This window comes from Pseudomonas sp. stari2, from assembly GCF_040760005.1.
Classification (GTDB): domain Bacteria; phylum Pseudomonadota; class Gammaproteobacteria; order Pseudomonadales; family Pseudomonadaceae; genus Aquipseudomonas.
On record NZ_CP099760.1, the window covers coordinates 4,592,495 to 4,609,857 of the forward strand.

The 17,363-nt window shown below is 61.7% G+C and carries 5 protein-coding genes; 1 reads left to right on the plus strand and 4 read right to left on the minus strand.

Going from position 1 to position 17,363, the window contains the following annotated elements:
- Positions 1 to 31: 31 nt before the first annotated feature.
- Both NH234_RS20950 and NH234_RS20955 read right to left on the minus strand, forming a co-directional pair.
- Positions 32 to 844 carry an alpha/beta fold hydrolase gene (locus NH234_RS20950; RefSeq protein WP_367254169.1) on the minus strand — a complete coding sequence of 271 codons (813 nt, stop codon included), beginning with the start codon at positions 842 to 844 and terminating at the stop codon, positions 32 to 34.
- A gap of 122 nt (positions 845 to 966) precedes the next feature.
- Complete coding sequence (locus NH234_RS20955) at positions 967 to 13,968, minus strand: non-ribosomal peptide synthetase (RefSeq protein WP_367254171.1); 13,002 nt, start codon at positions 13,966 to 13,968, stop codon at positions 967 to 969.
- Between the two features lie 380 nt (positions 13,969 to 14,348).
- Here NH234_RS20955 and NH234_RS20960 point away from each other — a divergent pair, with 380 nt between their 5' ends.
- Positions 14,349 to 14,903, plus strand: coding sequence for an RNA polymerase factor sigma-70 (locus NH234_RS20960; protein WP_085700118.1), 555 nt, complete (start codon positions 14,349 to 14,351; stop codon positions 14,901 to 14,903).
- Between the two features lie 72 nt (positions 14,904 to 14,975).
- Here the strand turns inward: NH234_RS20960 and NH234_RS20965 are convergent, their stop codons facing one another.
- Positions 14,976 to 15,989, minus strand: a complete 1,014-nt coding sequence (locus NH234_RS20965; RefSeq protein WP_367254173.1) for a GNAT family N-acetyltransferase — start codon at positions 15,987 to 15,989, stop codon at positions 14,976 to 14,978.
- 101 nt (positions 15,990 to 16,090) lie between these two features.
- On the minus strand, positions 16,091 to 17,269 hold the full coding sequence (locus NH234_RS20970; RefSeq protein WP_367254175.1) for a hypothetical protein: 1,179 nt from the start codon (positions 17,267 to 17,269) through the stop codon (positions 16,091 to 16,093).
- Between the last annotated feature and the right edge of the window lie 94 nt (positions 17,270 to 17,363).

The window sequence follows — 17,363 nt, forward strand, 5'->3', positions numbered from 1 at the left end:
CCTGTAGAAGTTGCGGCACGCGGCGATCTTGTTAATGGCGCTCCGCCAGGAAGCTGAACAACACCTCCGTCACAAACTCCGGATTCTCCAGATTGGAGATATGCCCAGCCTCGGGCACCAGCACACATGGACAGCCAATCAGCTCAGCCATTTCCCGAGCTTCCGACGGCGGGCGTGGTTTGTCCTGATCACCGCAAACAACCAGCGTGGTGGCCGCATTCAGCTCGCCCAGACGCGGCAACAGATCGTCACGGCCAAAGGTGAAGCGCCCCATCGGCACGATGCTTTGACGCAAGCGTTCGGCGGAATAACCGGCGAGTTTTGCGCGGAAATCCTGATACAGCGCCGACTCTCGATCGATGCCCGGACGGAAGAAGATCGGCACCACGATATCCAGCAGTTGCTCGGAGATCCCACCGCTCTCCTCGATCTGTTTGAACAGCGAGAAATAGTACTGGCGAGTCGGCTCCGGCTCGACACCGACGTAAGTGTCCATCAGCACCAGACCGTTGAGCCGCTGCGGTGCCGACAGAGCGAGGCGCACCCCCCACATGCCGCCGACCGACAGCCCGACCAGTGTCACCCGGTCAATCTCCAGATGATCGAGCAAGGCCAGTGCCTGGCGTGCGATGTCATTCAGAGACGTGGTGCCATCAGGCAGACGCCCGGACTCACCGTGGCCCCACAGATCCATTGCAATTACCCGATAGTGAGGCGACAACGCGGCAATCTGCGGCGCCCACATGGCCTGATCCCACAGGTAACTGCCGGCCAGCAACACCGCTGGGCCTGTGCCTTGATCAATGTAATGAAGCGCTTGTCCGTCCACCGTGAAGAAAGGCATCGACTACCCCCCGCGACAAAAAAAGAGAACCGGCAGACTGAGCTGCCGGTTCTCGATCGTCAACCCTGGAAATGTACGCGAATGTACCGGTTGAATTGTGTTGAACGCACAGGCACTGAAGACTACAAACCTTCCAGCTCCGCCATCAGATCATTCAACCGGTCCACCTTCTCCTCGGTAATATCACTGGCCGCCAGCCCTTCGATATATTCGGCCAGTTGCTCCACCGTGCTGCATTCGAACATGGCCCGCAGCGGCACATCCCGTTGCAGGGCTTTCTGCACCCGCGAGGCGATCTGCGTGGCCAGTAGCGAGTGACCGCCCAGTTCGAAGAAGTTATCGCACACCCCGACCTTCTCGACCTTCAGCACCGTGGCCCAGATATCGGCCAGGGTCTGCTCCAGTTCGCTGCGCGGTGCCAGGTAATCCTGGCTCTGCAACTGGCCGATCTCCAGCGCCGGCAACGCCTTGCGGTCGAGTTTGCCGTTGGCGTTGAGCGGCAATCGGTCGAGCCACAACCAGTGCAGCGGCACCATGTATTCCGGCAGTTCGGCGCGCAGGCGTTGCTTGATCCGCTCCAGGCGTTCGCTTTGATTCAGTGCGGAATCTGCGGCGACCAGATAGCCGACCAGATGCTTGCCGTTGACGCCTTCCTGCACGCCGACCGCGCCATCGCGAACTTCCGGTTGCTCATGCAGACGCGCCTCGATTTCACCCAGCTCGATCCGGTAACCGCGAATCTTCACCTGATGGTCGACCCGGCCGACGTATTCCAGCACGCCATCACTGCGGCGGCGCGCCAGGTCACCGGTGCGATACAGACGCTCGCCCGGCGCACCGAAGGGGTTCGGCACGAACACCGGTGCGGTGCGCAGCGGATCGCTGACATAACCACGACCGACCCCGGTGCCCGCCACACACAACTCACCCACTGCACCCAGCGGCACCAGATCCAGCGCACCATCGAGCAGGTACAGCAAGTTGTTGTCGGTCGGGGTACCGATCGGCAGGTAACTGCCGCGAGTCGAGGCCAGGTCGACGCGGAAGAACGCCACATCGTCCGAGCATTCCGCCGGGCCATAGGCGTTGACCAGACCAATCTCCGGATACCGCAGCAGCCATTGATGCGCCAGTTCCGGCGGCATCGCTTCACCGGTCGGCAACATCCAGCGCAGGCCATCGAGGCTCAGGCGATCCGAAGCGAGCATGCCCTGAATCAGCGACGGCACGCTCTCCAGCACGGTGATGCCCTGCTGCTGCACATGCACCAGCAAACCTTGCGGATCGTGGGCGATGGTGTTCGGCACGATGTCCACCCGCGCCCCGAACAACGGTGCAGCGAGGAACTGCCAGACCGAAATGTCGAAGCTTTGCGAAGCGGTTTGAGCGATCACATCGGCGTCGCTCAAGTTCAGATACGGCACCTTGCTCAACTGGTTGTTGAGCATGCCGCGCTGCTCGACCATTACGCCTTTCGGCAACCCTGTGGAACCCGAGGTGTAGATTACGTAGGCCAGGTTGTCCGGACCGCTGAAGATGCCCGGATTCGCCGAAGACACCGCACCGGTCTGAACCTCTTCCCACACCAGCAGGCGTGGGCGGTTGGCGCAGCTGAATTCATCCAGCAAGGTCGTCGCCTGTTCACGGCAAGCCTCGGAGCATACCAGTAACGGCGTGCGACTGAGCTCGATGATCCGTTGCAGACGCTGGCTCGGCAGGCCCGGATCCAGCGGCAGGTAACCGGCACCGGCCTTGAAGCTGCCGATGATCATGCCCAGCAGATCCAGATTGCGCTCGCCCAGCAGCGCTACCGGTTGATCCATCTGCACACCCGCAGCAACCAGCGCATGGCCGAGACGGTTGGCGTTCTGGTTCAGTTGCTCGTAGCTCAACTGCTGATCGAGGCAACTGGCGGCAATGCGTTGCGGATGTTGCGCGACCTGCGCTTCAAACAGTTCGACGTAGCTCTGTTCCAGCGGATACTCGTGCTCACTCTGGTTGCAACCGTGGAGCAGGAAATCCTGTTCCTCATGGCTCAGCAGCGGCAGGTCGGCCATGTCGCCATGGAAGCCGTCGACCAGCGCCAGCAACAGACGCTTGAACTCACCGAGCATTCGCTCGATGGTCGATTCGTCGAAATAACGCTGGTCGTAGGACAGGTGCAGGCCGAGGTCGTCGCCCGGATAGCAAACCGCCGTCAACGGGAAGTTGGTGTGGGTACGGCCCGAGTCCGAGGTCGCATTAAGGCTCTGCGCACGGTCCAGCACCGAGACTTCCACCGGGGCGTTTTCGAACACGAACAGGCTATCGAACAGCGGCTGGCCTTTCGGCAGTTCGCTTTGCTCCTGGATGTTCACCAGCGGCAGGTATTCGTACTCGCGCAGTTGCATGTTGCTGTCGAGCAGACCGCTCAGCCACTGACGCACGCTGGCGCGCTGATCGTCCGCCGGAATCTGCACCCGCAGCGCGATGCTATTGATGAACAGGCCGACGGTGCGTTGCATCTCCGGCATCTCCACCGGACGCCCGGCAACAGTCACACCGAACAGCACGTCGCGATCACCGCTCAGGCGTCGCAGCACCAGTGCCCACGCCGCCTGGGCAAAGGTGTTGATGGTCAGTTGATGGGCCTGGGCCAGCTCACGCAGACGGGCGCCGTCCTCGACATCCAGTCGGGTGTAGCGGTCGCCGACGATCATGCCGCCGCTTTCACCGGCGTGTTCACGCAGGAACGGACGGTCGCTCGGGATCGGCGTGGTGCGCTCGAAACCTTGCAGGTTCTGCTGCCACCACTGGCGCGCTTCGGCCAGGCTCTGGCGTTGCAGCCAGCCGATGTAATCGCGGTATCGCGGCGGCACCGCCAATTGCGCTTCGCGACCTTCGCCAAGGGCGGTGTAGATCTCGAAGAAATCGTTCATCAGCAGCGAACGGCACCAGGCATCGATCAGGATGTGGTGGTTGCTCATCATGAACCAGTAACGCGCGGCGCCGACCTTGATCAGGCGCAGGTGGAACGGCGCCTGATTGAGCAGATCGAACCCGGCTTCGCGTTCACTTTTCAGCAACGCTTGCAGTTTCGGCTCCTGCTCGGCGTCAGCGATCGCGCTCCAGTCCAGATACTCGATCGGCGTGCGACCCGGTGTATGAATGACTTGCAGCATGTCTTCGCCGACATTCCAGCAGAACGACGCACGCAGCGCTTCGTGACGGGCGACCACCGCTTGCCACGCCTGGGCGAAACGCTCGGGGTCGAGCTCGCTGTTGATGCGGTAGCGATCCTGCATGTAGTACAGACCGGTGCCCGGTTCGAGCAAGGTGTGCAGCAGCATGCCTTCCTGCATCGGCGTCAACGGGTACACATCTTCGATGTGCGCCGCCGGCACCGGCAGCGCATCGAGTTGCGCCTGGGTCAGTTTCGCCAGCGGGAAGTCCGACGGCGTCAGACCGCCGGCCTCGTCTTGCAGGCAGTGTTCGATCAGGCTCAGCAACTCACCGACGTAGGCATCCGCCAGCTCGTTGATGGTCTGCGCGTCGTAACGTTCGGCGCTGAAAGTCCAGCGCAGCAGCAGTTCCCCGCCGTACACCTGACTGTCGACGCTCAACTCGTTCGGCAGCGGTGCGTGCGGATCGTGGGCCGCGCCGACCGGCTCGTCCAGCGGACGGAACAGCGCATCGCTGCCGAAGCTCTGGTCGAACTGGCCGAGGTAGTTGAAGGTGATCGGCGCGTTCGGCAATGCCGCCATGCTTTCACGACTGGCGTCATCGGCCAGATAACGCAGCACGCCATAACCAAGGCCTTTGTGCGGCACGGCCCGCAGCTGTTCCTTGATCGCCTTGATCGAAGCGCCCTGCCCGGCGGCCTCTTCGATGTTGTGCGGGGTCAGGCGCAGCGGATAGGCGCTGGTGAACCAGCCGACGGTGCGGGTCAGGTCGATCTCGTCAAACAGGGTTTCGCGGCCGTGGCCTTCCAGTTGAATCAGCGCCGACGGCTGCCCGCTCCAGCGGCACAGCACGCGGGCCAGTGCGGTCAGCAACAAGTCGTTGACCTGCGTGCGATAGGCGCTCGGTGCCTGTTGCAGCAGTTGTTTGGTGCGCTCGGCATCCAGACGCACGCTGACCGTTTGTGCATGACGATTCTCGCGACCGCCCTCAGGACGTTCGCACGGCAAGTCGGCATTCGGGCCAGCCAGTTGCGCTTGCCACCAGCTCAGTTCTTCACGCAGGGATTCGCTGCCGGCGTAGGCCTGCAAGCGCGCTGACCAGTCCTTGAAGGCGCTGGTTTTCGCCGGCAGTTTCACCGACTGATCGGCGTCGAGTTGGCGATACACGGTTTGCAGATCGTCGAGCAGCACCCGCCACGACACACCGTCGACCACCAGGTGATGAATCGCGATGAACAGCCGTTGCTGAGCGTCCGGCCCATCGATCAGCACGGCGCGCAGCAGCGGGCCTTGCGCGAGATCGAGACTGCGCTGGGCATCGGCGAACAGTGCGGCACATTTGTCCATCGACGGCACGCGAACTTGCCAAAGCACCGCTGCATCGGTCACCGGTTGATGGGTTGCTTGCCATCTGCCGTTGGCCTCGATGAAGCGCAGGCGCAAGGCGTCATGCTGCTCGATCACCGCCAACAGTGCTTGCTCCAGACGGTGCGGTTCAAGCGCCACAGTCGGCTCCAGCAGCAACGACTGGTTCCAGTGCTGACGCTCGGCAATCTCGGTATCGAAGAACCAGTGCTGGATCGGCGTCAGACGCGATTCGCCAGTCACCAGACCTTGCTCGGCGGTCACGGTTTCACTGCGGCTGGCGACAGCGGCCAGGGTCTGCACGGTCTGGTGCTGGAACAGATCGCGCGGGCTGAAGTGAATGCCCTGCTGGCGCGCGCGGCTGACCACTTGAATCGACAGGATCGAGTCGCCGCCCAGTTCGAAGAAGTTGTCGTTGAGACCAACCTGCTCGACGTTGAGTACCTCGCACCAGATCTGCGCCAGGGTCTGCTCAAGCTCGTTGCTTGGCGCCACGTAATCCTGACGATTGAGGTCCAGATCCGGTGCCGGCAACGCGCTGCGGTCGAGCTTGCCGTTGGCGGTCAGCGGCATGCTCGCCAGCAGAATCAGATGGGTCGGCACCATGTAGTCCGGCAGTTGCGTCTTCAGGTGCGCCTTCAGCGCTTCGCGCAGTTCGACCTGCTCAGCTTCGCTTCGCGAAGCGACCTCGGTCACCAGATAGCCAACCAGTTGCTTGCCGCTCGGCGCATCCAGCGCCAACACCACCGCTTCACGGATCGAATCGTGATCGAGCAGGCGGGTTTCGATCTCGCCCAGTTCGATACGGAAGCCACGGATCTTCACCTGATGGTCGATCCGCCCGAGGTATTCCACCAGACCATCGGCACGCTGGCGCACCAGGTCGCCGGTGCGGTACATGCGCCCGCCATCGGCAGCAAACGGGTCGGCGACGAAACGTTCGGCGGTGATGCCGGCGCGGTCGTGATACCCCAGCGCCAGACCGGCGCCACCGACGAACAATTCACCGGTCGCACCTTGCGGCACCAGCGCCAGATCGGCGTCGAGAATGTAGGCCACGCGATCACCGATCACGCTGCCGATCGGCACGCTGCCAGCGCCCTCTTCCAGAACATCCGGCGCGAGACTGGCCAGCGGCATGACCACGGTTTCGGTCGGGCCGTAGGCATTGAAGAACATGCTCGGCTTGAACGCCGCGCGAATCCGTTGCAGATGTTCGCCGGTCAGCGCTTCGCCGCCGGTGATGATCATGCGCACCGGCAGGATGTCGTTTTGCGTGGCGAGGAACTGCGCCAACTGGCTGCCGTAACTCGGGGTGAAACCGAGGATATTGATGCGATGTTCGCGGATCAGGCCGCAGATTTCTTCCGCGTCCCACTGTCCTTGTGCACGCAATACAACTTGCGCACCGCTGAGCAGCGGCACCAGCAGGCGCTCGGTGGCGGCGTCGAAATTGATCGAATAGAAGTGCAGCTCGCAGTCGTCCGCACGCATGCCGAAACGCTCGATCACAGCCTGGCAGTGCATGGCGATTTCACCGTGGGACACCACCACGCCTTTCGGCTTGCCGGTGGATCCTGAGGTGTAAATCAGGTACGCCTGATGCTGCGGCAGGCTGATAAATGGCAGCTCTGTGGACGGGTAATTGGCCAGCGCGGCGCTATCGTCCTCCAGGCACCAGCGCGCCACGTGCGGCGGCAGTTCGCCGAGGGCTTTGAACATCACGCGGTCGCTGAGCAGCAGGCCGACGCCGCTGTCTTCGATCATGTAATGCAAACGGTCGAGCGGGTATTCCGGGTCCAGCGGCACATAGGCGCCGCCGGCCTTGAGGATCGCCAGCAGGCCGACGACCATTTCCAGCGAACGCTCCAGCGCCAGACCGACCCGCACTTGCGGGCCGACACCGCGCTCGCGCAGAGCCCAGGCCAGGCGATTGGCGCGGGCGTCGAGTTCGGCATAGCTCAGGGTCTGCCCGGCGAAGGTCAGGGCTGGCGCATCCTTGCGCGCCAGTGCCTGTTCGGCGAACAGGTGATGAATGCACTGATCGAGACGACGCTCGCCCGGCTCGACGCCAAGGCTGTCGAGCAATTGCTGTTGCTCAGGCGCATCGAGCAGCGGCAGTTCGCTGAGGCGCTGTTGCGGGTTGGCGATCAGCGCTTCCAGCAGGTTGCGCCAATGGCGGGCCATGCGCGCAATCGTCGGCTCATCGAACAGGTCGGTGCTGTACGTCAGGCAGCAACCGAGGCGATGGTCGAGGTCGGTGACTTCCAGGTTGAGGTCGAATTTGGTCGCCCGCGCATCGTTGGCCAGGTACTCGACGGTCATCCCGGCGAGCATGCGGCTTTGCTGGAACTCCCAGCGCTGCACGTTGCACATCACCTGGAACAGCGGGTTGTACGCGGCGCTGCGCGGTGGCTGCAACGCTTCAACCAGATGATCGAACGGCAGGTCCTGATGGGACTGACCTTCGATCACGGTGTGGCGCACTTGCTCGAACAACTCGCCGACCGACATCTGGCCGTCGAGCTGGCAACGCAACACTTGAGTGTTGAGGAACGCGCCGATCAGGCCTTCGCTTTCCGGGCGGATACGGTTGGCCACCGGCGCTCCGATGCGCAGATCGGTCTGGCCGCTGTAGCGGTAAAGCAGGGTCGCGAGTGCGGCAGTCATGGTCATGAACAGGGTCAGACCGTTCTGCGCATTGAACGCCCGGACGCGCGCGGCGAGATCGTCGCTCAGGTCGAAACGGAACAGTTCACCCTGATGACTCTGTACCGGCGGACGCGGACGGTCGCCCGGCAATTCCAGCAGCGGATGTTCGCGACCCAGTTGCGCAGTCCAGTAGTCGAGCTGACGCTGACGCTCGCCGGATTCCAGCCAGTTGCGCTGCCACACGCTGTAGTCGAGGTACTGCACCGGCAGCGGCTCCAGCGGCGATTCGCGATCATCGACGAACGCTTCATACAGTGCGCTGAGTTCGCGGGCAAAGATGTCCATCGCCCAGCCTTCGGTGACGATGTGGTGCAGCGTCAGGACGAAGTAATGCTCCTGCTCAGCAGTCTTGACCAGGCAGGCGCGCAGCAGTGGGCCGGTTTCCAGATCGAACGGCAGGTGCGCTTCGTCGTCGGCCAGTTGCTGGACTTTCCGCTCGCGCACGTCGGCGGCGAATTTCGAAAAATCCTTCCAGTCCATGCGCACGCCGGTCTCGGCATGCACGTGCTGACGGGCCACGCCGTCGACGCTCGGGAACGTAGTGCGCAGCGTTTCGTGACGCAGGATCAGCGCTTGCAACGCTGCTTCGAAACGCCCGACATCCAGCACGCCACGCAGACGCGCCATGCCGCCGACGTTGTACGCCGGGCTGTCCGGTTCCATCTGCCAGAGGAACCACATGCGCTGCTGGGAATAGGACAGCGGCACCGGTTTACTGCGATCAACCTTGTCGATCGGCGGCTGTTTGTTGGTGCGGCCGCTGGCCTGGATCTGGCGGATCTGCTCGGCGAAATCTCCCAGTTCGCTGTGTTCAAACAAGGCACGCAGCGGCAGCTCGACGTCGCAGGCCTGACGGGTGCGGGAGATGATTTGCGTGGCCAGTAGCGAGTGACCGCCGAGGGCGAAGAAGTCGTCGCGCAGGCCGACCTGTTTCAGGCCCAGCACTTCGCGCCAGATCGCGGCGATCTGCTGCTCCAGCTCGGTGATCGGCTCGACGTGTTCGCGCACCTGCCATTGCGGTTCGGGCAAGGCGCGGCGGTCGAGTTTGCCGCTCGGGCTCAGGGGCATTGTGTCCAGACGCATCAGTTGCGCCGGGACCATGTACTCCGGCAGCTCGGCGGCCAGTGCGGCTTTCAGGCGAGCGGATTGCGCGTCCTGATCTTCGCTGGTATCGGTTGCAGTGAAGTAGCCGATCAATTGCGGGCCGGCGACGGTTTCACGCACCAGCACGGCGGCCTGAGCCACGCCGTCCTGAGCCAGCAGACGCGCCTCGATTTCTTCCGGCTCGACGCGGAAGCCGCGCAGTTTGACCTGCTGATCGAGACGGCCGAGGTATTCGATCACGCCATCGTGGTTCCAGCGCGCGCGGTCACCGGTGCGGTACAGACGCGCGCCCTGCTCGCCCAGCGGATCGACCACAAAACGTTCGGCGGTCAGCGCCGGGCGGCCGAGATAACCACGGGCCAGGCCGATACCGCTGATGCACAGTTCACCCGGCACACCGGCCGGCACTGGATTGAGATCGCCGTCGAGCAAGCGGCAAACCACGTTGCCCAGCGGACGGCCAATCGGCGAACGCTCGCCATCGTTCACGGTGCAATGCCAGTGGGTGACGTTGATCGCGGTTTCGGTCGGGCCGTAGCGGTTGTGCAGTTGCACCGTCGGCAGTTGCGCCAGCACGCGGTTGCGCAGCTCCGCCGGCAGCGCTTCACCGCCGGAGAACACGCGACGCAGGCTGGTGCAGCCGGTGCTCAAAGGCTCATCGATGAACAGGGAAAGCAGCGGCGGCACGAAGTGCAGCGTGGTTACGCCGTACTGCTGAACCAACTGCGCAATGCGATGCGGATCGCGATGTTCACCGGGGCCGGCGATCAACAGGCGCGCACCGGTGATCAGCGGCCAGAAGCACTCCCACACCGACACGTCAAAACTGATCGGCGCCTTCTGCATCAGCACATCGGTTTCATTCAGGCGATAGGTGGTCTGCATCCATTGCAGACGCTCGGCCAGCGCCGCGTGAGTGTTGCCCACGCCTTTCGGCTGGCCGGTGGAGCCGGAGGTGTAAATCACGTAGGCGAGGTTGTCGCCGTGCAGGTGCAGGCCCGGTGCCTGGCTCGGCCAGTTCTCAAGGTGCAGCGTGTCCATGGCGATCACGCTGACGCCTGCGCTGGCCGGTAAGCGGTCGAGCAATGCAGTCTGGGTCAGCAGCAGTTCGACGCCGCTGTCGCTGAGCATGTAGGCCAGACGCTCGGCCGGGTAATCCGGATCAAGTGGTACGTAGGCGCCGCCGGCCTTGATGATCGCCAGCAGGCCGATCAAAAGTTGCGGCGAACGCTCGGCGGCAATGGCCACGCAGACGTCCGGGCCGACACCCTTGTCGCGCAGGTAATGGGCGAGACGGTTGGCCTGGGCGTGCAGTTCAGCGAAGTCGAGGCTGCCGCCGTCCCATACCAGCGCGGTGCGATCAGGCGTCTGGCGTGCTTGTTCATTCAGCAATTCCGGCAGCCATTGTTGCGCCGGGGTGCACGGGGCAACGCTCCACGCATTTTGCTGAGTGTGTTCGGTGGCGGTCAGCAGCGGCAGGTCGCCGATGGTTTGTTCCGGACGTTCGCAGACAGCACGCAGCAGGTTGCTGAAATGCTCGGCGAGACGCTCGATGGTCGCAGCGTCGAACAGCTCATCGGCATAGTCGAAGGACAGCGTCAGGCGACCGTTGCGGTCTTCTTCGCTGTGCAGTTGCAGATCGAACTTGGCTTCGCGGCTGTGCCACGGCAGTTCTTCGGCGAGCAGACCCGGCAGACGTTTGAGCGCGCCCAAGTCGCGTTGCTGATGGTTGAACATGACCTGGAACAGCCCCTGTTCGCGGGCCTGCGGGAAGGCTTCGAGCAGTTGTTCGAACGGCAGATCCTGATTGGCCAGGGCACCGAGCGCAGCCTGTCGGGTTTGCGCCAGCAGTTCGGTGAACGGCAGACGCGAATCGACGTCGGCGCGCAGTACCTGGGTATTGATGAAGAAGCCGATCAGGCCCTGGGTTTCCAGACGCGGACGGTTGGCGTTGGGCACCCCGACGCGGATGTCACGCTGGCCGCTGTAGCGATGCAACAGACTCTGGAAGGCCGAGAGCAGCAGCATGAATGGTGTGGATTGGTAGGCCTGGGCAGTCTGGCGGATGGCGTCGCTGAGGCTGATCCCCAGACGAACGCTGTGGCGTGCGGAGCTGTGCTTTTGCTTGGCGGAACGCGGATGGTCGGTCGCCAGTTCAAGCGTCGGATGCTCATCACCCAACTGCGCTTTCCAGTACGCCAGTTGCCGCTCACCCTCGCCTTGCGCCAGCCATTGGCGCTGCCAGCTGCCGTAGTCGGCGTATTGGGTTGGCAGCGGCGCAAGTTCCGCGCGCTGGCCGTGGGAAGCGGCGGCGTACAGGCGCGAGAACTCGTCGATCAGCACGTTCAGCGACCAGCCGTCGGCAATGATGTGGTGCATGGTCACCAGCAACTGGTGATCCTCGTCATCGAGGCGAACCAGCGTTACCCACAGCAGCGGACCTTTCTCCAGATCGAACTGGGTGCGGGCTTCGTCTTCGCGGATCTGTTGTGCGCGGGCTTCACGCTCGCTGGGCGGCAGATCACTGATGTCGATCAGTTGCAGGTTGAACTCAGCCGCCGCTTCGACCTGTTGCAGGGCCACGCCGTCGCGCTCGAAGAAACGCGTACGCAGGGATTCATGACGTTCGATCAGTTGCTGGAAACTGGCGCGCAGGACGTCTTCGTCCAGTTCGCCGCGCAGGCGCAGGGCACCGGGAATGTTGTAGGCGCTGCTGTGCGGATCGAGCTGCCAGGTGATCCACAGACGGTTTTGCGCCAGCGATTGCGGCAAGGCTTCGTTGCGCGAAAGCGCGGTGATTTCACCCTGGGCGCGGCCGCCATCCTGTTGCTGTTGCGCCACGGCGGCGGCGAATGCGGACAGGGTCGGGGCTTCGAACAGCAGGCGCAGGTTCAGCTCCAGGCTCAGCTCTTCGCGAACCTTGGCGATCACTTGGGCGGCTGCGATCGAGTTGCCGCCGAGCAGGAAGAAGTGATCGTCGGAGTTGACCTGTTTGACGTTGAGTTGCTCAGCCCAGATTTTGCCGATCAACGCTTCCAGTTCGGAGGTGGACGCGGTCGACTCATGAGCGGTTTCAGCGGTGGCCGACGGGAACACCGCGTAGCTGTCGAGGCTGCCGTTGGCCAGACGATTGCGGCAGGCCGAACGTTGCAGCTTGCCGCTGGAGGTCTTCGGCAGCGCACCCGGGTTGAGCAGCACCACCACGCTCGGTGCTTCCTGATAAGTCTCGGCCACCGCCTGACGGATGGCTTTGATCAACGCTTCGGGCGGAAGGATTTTCTGCACGCTGCGGCTGATTTCCGCTGCGATGCCGATGCCTTCCTCACCATTCCGATTGACCGCGAACGCGGCGACGCGGCCCTTGCGCACCACCTCCACTTCGTTCTCGACCGTCTTCTCGATGTCCTGCGGATAAAGGTTGTGGCCGCGCACGATCAGCATATCTTTCAGGCGACCGGTGATGAACAATTCGCCGTCGCGGATGAAGCCCAGGTCACCGGTGCGCAACCAGGTCTGGCCGGCGTACTGGACGAAAGTCTTGGCGGTTGCCTCGGGGTTGCGCCAGTAGCCGTGGGCGATGCTCGGGCCGGCTGCCCAGACTTCGCCGACGGTGTTGTCGGTCAGTTCTTCGAGACTGCTCGGCTCGACGATCAGCACCGCATGTTCCGGCTGGCTGATGCCGCAACTCATGATCGGGCTGCCCTCGCCCGGTTTGGCACGGTTCTGGGCCAGGGCTTGATCATCCACACGTAGCGCCGGAATGCCGGTGCCGCGCGGTGTGCCGGCGACAAACAGGGTCGCTTCCGCCAGACCGTAGGACGCCATGAAACTGCTTTCACTGAAACCGCATGCGCTGAATTTATCGGCAAAGCGCTCAAGGGTGTCGAGACGGATCGGCTCGGAGCCGGAATAGGCGACGCGCCAGCGGCTCAGATCAAGACGATCCAGCGCCGATTCGCTGACGCGTTCACTGCACAGTCGATAGGCAAAGTCCGGCCCGCCGCTGATGGTGCCGCCGTATTGGCTGATCGCTTCGAGCCAGCGCAATGGCCGGCCGAGGAAGTACGCCGGCGACATCAGGATGCACGGCACGCCGCTGAAGATCGGCTGCAGCAGGCCGCCGATCAGGCCCATGTCGTGGTACAGCGGCAGCCAGCTGACGATTACGTCGTCGGGGTTCACGTCGATGCCGAAGCCGTGACGGATCAACAGTTCATTGGCCACCAGGTTGCCGTGGCTGACCTGCACGCCTTTGGGCAGCGCCGTCGAACCGGAGGTGTACTGCAGGAAGGCGATGTGGTCTTGCGGCAAGGTCGGTTCGACCCAGCGTTCGGCCAGCGCGTTGTCGAGGGTGTCGACGCACAGCAGCGGTGGTGCGCTTTCGATTTGCTGCAGGGCGTCGCGCAGGTCGGCGCTGGTCAGCAGCAGACGCGGTTCGGCGTCGGCGATGATCGACAGCAGGCGCTCTTGATGGTGACGTTTGGCCGACTCCGGCGGATAGGCCGGCACCGCGATCACGCCCGCGTACAGGCAACCGAAAAACGCCGCGACGTAATCCGGGCCACTCGGAAACAGCAACACGGCGCGATCACCGAAGCCGGCCTCGGCCTGCAACGCCGCCGCGATGGTCCGCGCGCGCTGATCGAGTTCGCGATAACTGAGCACCACAGCCTGCTCCTCGGTTTCAGCGAGAAAGCGCAAGGCCAGCCGGTCCGGCGTCAGAGCCGCGCGGCGCTGGAGGGCTTGGACCAGGGTGCTGGGGAGTTCGAACGCGTCGGTCATGAGGTTTCCTGCCTGAATTCGGCTTGCTGGTGGAATCGGGTTGGCTGCGGCATGCCCGTGCAAGGCATGCGGGACACGGTCTTTGCCGACCGTGCAAGGCATTGGAATGCGGTAGGTCCGGGGCTGCGAACCCGGATCCATTCACCAATGAGAACGGATGACGTCTTGAAATAATTAGTCGGCAGGCTGGATCGCCAACGGGGCTGCGCGCTTGGGCGAGTGCGGCGGCGTGTCGCAGTTCACGGATCGCACCGTTATGGATCATTAGTTCTCTTTCTCAATTGACAATCATTATCATTCAACATAATTTGTCGCTCGATGTGTAGGACGGCCCCGCCCCCCAGGCGTCCCACTAACCTATTGGCAGCAAGGTGATTTCCATGACGGAACAAGTATCCACAAGCAGGTGCGATTCACCGCTACTTCAGGCATTCGTCGACAATCGACTGATTCTGGTCAAGATTGCAGCCCGGATTACCGGCTGCCGGTCACGCGCCGAAGATGTGGTGCAGGATGCGTTCTTCCGACTGCAATCGGCGCCGCCGATCACGTCGTCGATCAAGGCCCAGCTGAGTTATCTGTTCCAGATCGTGCGCAATCTGGCCATCGATCACTACCGCAAACAGGCGCTGGAGCAAAAGTACGCCGGCCCCGAGGAGGAAGGGTTGAACGTGGTCATTCAGGGCGCCTCGCCGGAAACCTCGCACATCAACTTCTCGACCCTGGAACACATCGCCGACGCGCTGACCGAGCTGCCGGTCCGCACGCGCTACGCCTTCGAGATGTATCGTCTGCATGGCGTGCCGCAAAAGGACATCGCCAAGGAGCTCGGCGTTTCGCCGACCCTGGTCAACTTCATGATTCGTGATGCGCTGGTGCACTGCCGCAAGGTGTCGGGCAGCCGGGCCGATGCCATGTCCGCGAACCGTCGCTGATAAAAATCGGCCGCAAAAAAAGATCGCAGCCTTCGTCGAAGGGCTGCGATCTTTTTTGTTTTCAGCGAAATGTCACACCAGCGTGCAGCGGTCGAAAAACCGCTCGCGACCAAGGATCATCAGCGCCGCGCGCTTGTGCGGGAAATCGAACTCCTTGTCGCAGTGGAAGCACTGATTGTGCATATGGCCGATCATCTTCGCGTTGTCGGCACGCGGTTCGGCCACCACTCGCTGGGTGCGCGGATCATCCAGGAACAGGTAGTGCACCAGCGCCGACAGCCAGCTCGCCACTTTGTGCGGGCCGCGATGGTCTTCTTCCCCGACCAGCATGTGGATGCCGCGATCGTAATTGTCGGCATCGTAGAACGGCGCGATGCGGTCTTCCTTGGCCCAGTAAGCTTCGAAATAGGCAAACGGCTGATCATCGAAACAACCGATCAGGGTCAGGGTGTGCGGATCGGCGTCAAGCTTGTTCAGGTACTCGCGATGCTGTTCGAGGCTGCCCTCCTCCTGCCAGAAACTGGCGACTCGCGGACTGTTCTGCCAGCGATTGAAACGCGCAAGATCCTGCTCGATCTCCACCGTTCGCAGGGAAATCCAGGCACCGAGATGCGCATCGAAACGCCGGTACACCTCACCGCGCGGCTTCACCGGCCGTAGCGGATGGCGCTTGCCGTTGCTGATGACCATCTGCTGCGGATAACTGCCCGTCAGCGAATTGCCCAGCCACGGTTGCGGCAGTTGCCAGAACAACGTGCGCTCGCAGCGATATTCACCCGCCACTTCAGTGCCCACCAGCAAACCGCTGCGCAAGGCTTCGGTCGGCGCCTGATCCAGTTGCCAGATCAATCGCTGACGCGCCGGATCCCGGGCAAACAGCCAATAGCAGGCTGCCCACAGCGCCTGGCCTGGTGGCAATGCATAGTGTTCATCGATCTGGATCGGCCCCTGGCCTTTACGATCAAGACGCAGGCGAATCAGCGGTTGCCCGTCCAGGCTCAGGCTCAGACGGCTTTCGGTTGCATCAGCTACCAGCTGGCTGCCCGAAGGCAGGGCCAGGGCAGTCAGGTCATTCAGATTGGACATGGGGCGGGCTCACGATAATCGTCGACAGTTCAACGATGGGACGTGAGCCATCGGTGGAAATTTAGCGTTTCAACGAAATTTCCACCTTTTTCCAACCTGCTTCAAAGCTCTCTGAGTCGCATCCGAGTTACATCCGAGTCATTTCCACCGACCGAATCCACATAGCTCACAAGCCTGAGTTGCGCATCGCTGGAATTTGCAACGAAAGTCCCACTGACCGTAAGCCATGCAGGTGAGACTAAATCGAAAGGTTGAACAATGATCGACTGGTTTGTTTCAAGCGAAAACCTGGGGACCGGGTTAGCGCTGGAGTTTCTTCTAAGCTCCAGACTGAACTCATATTGAGTACCAGGTTTCAGATAGTCGTAATCTTTGAATAGATGCAATCCGATGTTGGGTGACGTATATCCCCAATTGAAAAGATAAGGCCCCGTGACATCGTTCTTAAGGACAAGATCCAAAGGACTTGCCGCGGCAAGCCCCTTCTTCCACCCATTCCAGTAGCTATATTTAAAGTCTGTGTAATCATTGAATTTTTCAGGCTTACCCTGCCGAAGATTACAGGTGGTGTGCGGTAGCTCATGGGCATTATTGAAGTTGGGATCACCGTCAAACGATACGTAGGGGCGGATCATCATCGCTGAATAGTCGTCCAGAGACCGAATCCATGGGCCGGTGATTTTCAAGCGGAGGCCATTTTTAACGTCATCTTCGTTAATCTTGTATGCGTCGAGCAACAAAAGCTCCGTTTCCGATGGATAGTTCCGTTGACCAATAGCCACCATCCACAGTCGCTGACCTGCGTTTATAAACGGCCACGGCGGCAGAGTAACTTCCGGATCATGGTCGAATGTACCAAGGTTTAGCACCCTATCCCCATCGTCGTTTTCCGTCTGATCAGGAAGGTCGGCTGCAGGCAGGGCAGAAGGTTCAAAGAACTGAACTTTGAGCTCAAGTGCGAGCGAAGGTGTTGTTTCACTATCTTCTACAACTACATATTCAACCTGAATCGTTTTTCCGATGCAGGCACCGATAGTTTCTGCACGAACAAAAAACTCCACAATTCCGGTTTCACTCCCTGACAATACGTCAAAGACCGGACTGCCCACTCCTGCTGCTCCCTTCCATCTGAGATGAATTTTCTGCGCGCTATTCATTCCAGGGAATTTCACGAATACCCGAGTGCCTTCCAGAGCATGCATTGGGTAAAGCGTATTGTTGGCTAACGCCCCTTCAACGATCGGCGGTGGATAATCCTGCTTTTCGGTGCTTGCCATCATGAAAACTCCTCAATCATCCGACTGATGATTCAGTCAGTTACTGTGGAGACCAGTGAAGCATCGGAAATCCACGAGCGAACCTGTCAGATCTGAC

Coding starts and splice junctions, on each gene's coding strand:
- NH234_RS20950 (WP_367254169.1), bottom strand. CDS start 844: ATGCCTTTCTTCACGGTGGACGGACAAGCGCTTCATTACATTGATCAA.
- NH234_RS20955 (WP_367254171.1), bottom strand. CDS start 13,968: ATGACCGACGCGTTCGAACTCCCCAGCACCCTGGTCCAAGCCCTCCAG.
- NH234_RS20960 (WP_085700118.1), top strand. CDS start 14,349: ATGACGGAACAAGTATCCACAAGCAGGTGCGATTCACCGCTACTTCAG.
- NH234_RS20965 (WP_367254173.1), bottom strand. CDS start 15,989: ATGTCCAATCTGAATGACCTGACTGCCCTGGCCCTGCCTTCGGGCAGC.
- NH234_RS20970 (WP_367254175.1), bottom strand. CDS start 17,269: ATGATGGCAAGCACCGAAAAGCAGGATTATCCACCGCCGATCGTTGAA.